Origin of the sequence: Aeromonas sp. HMWF015, assembly GCF_963878965.1 — a bacterium.
GTDB classification, from domain to species: Bacteria; Pseudomonadota; Gammaproteobacteria; order Enterobacterales; family Aeromonadaceae; genus Aeromonas; species Aeromonas veronii.
In genome coordinates this window covers 1-1155 of record NZ_CAWNZT010000014.1, presented here as the reverse complement: position 1 = coordinate 1155, position 1155 = coordinate 1, and the positions used below count along the sequence as shown (strand labels likewise).

Below are 1155 nucleotides of genomic sequence, written 5' to 3'. Positions count from 1 at the left end.
CCCCCATTTTTTCCATGTGGCAGGGGGTGTGGTAGGCGATGTGCAGATTGAGCGGCTTCATCGCCGGTTTGTTGCCCTTGTAGAACTCGTTCCACAGGAAGCGGGTCACCAGCGAGATGCGATCCCGCACCTTGTGGTTGTCCTGCTCCAGCAGGTGGGGGTATTCATCGCGCAGGGTGAAGCCGCAGGTGGAGGAGGTGGCCAGCAGCGGCATCTCGTTGCCCTGCAGGGAGTTCTCCATCTGCTTGATGTTGAAGGCCGCCTGTTGCTTGGCCTTGTCCATGAAGCCGTTGGCAATGAGCGGCACGCCGCAGCACTTCTCCCGCTCCAGCAACTGCACGCCGATGTTCATGGCGTTGAGCACCTGTACCAGCTCCTTGCCAAGCTGCGGGTGGTTGTAGTTGACGTAGCAGCCGTGGAAGTAGGCGATCTGCCGCGCAAAGCGGGCCTGAGATTCTTTTTGCTTTTTGTACCAGCCGCGGAAGGTGCCCTGGGAGTATTTGGGCAGGTCGCGGTGGGATGAGACCCCCAGCGCCTTGTCCAGCACCAGCTTCATCGGCTTGAGGCCGGTGGTGAAGTTGACCACCGGGGCCATCAGGGTAGACATGCTGCCCATCAGATCGGTGTGAGAGAGCACGAACTCGCGGATCCCCGGTTTGAAGCCGCTGTACTGGTGTTTGGCCTTGGCGATGATGTCGCCGATGCGCACCCCGCTCGGGCAGGCTACTTCGCAGCGTTTGCAGTTGGTGCAGTGCTTGAGGGCGCTGTCAAAGAGCTCGGGGCTCTTGATCCGCAGCCGCTCGCCATCCGGGCCCGCCTGTTTCGGGCCGGGGTAGGCAGGGTTGGCCTTGGCCACCGGACAGTAGGCGGTACAGACGGTGCATTTGATGCACTGATCGAAAGTTTGGTTGGCGTGATCCAGTAGCATGTCAGTTCTCCTCCCGGCGATGATGAAGACACGGGATATGGGACGTAGTAATCATTGGGCCGCGCCCAGAATATGGCCGGCAGCCTGCCAGCCGGTGGCAACGGCAACGCCGGAGCCGGAACCTTCACGAATTGGGTCGTAATGGGCCAAGACACTGCCCGCACCATAGAGGTTGGTGAGCGGCTTGCCGCCGCGCAGCACCCGCAGTTTATCGTCGGTCTTGACCC

2 protein-coding genes are annotated in these 1155 nt (G+C 61.1%); both read right to left on the bottom strand.

Features of this window, described 5'->3' with window-relative positions:
- The coding region (gene glpC, locus AACS18_RS00610) for an anaerobic glycerol-3-phosphate dehydrogenase subunit GlpC (RefSeq protein ID WP_108613451.1) at positions 1-928 on the bottom strand (928 nt) is incomplete at its 3' end.
- 51 nt (positions 929-979) lie between these two features.
- A partial coding sequence (locus AACS18_RS00605) for an FAD-binding protein (RefSeq protein WP_146184829.1) occupies positions 980-1155 on the bottom strand: 176 nt, incomplete at its 5' end.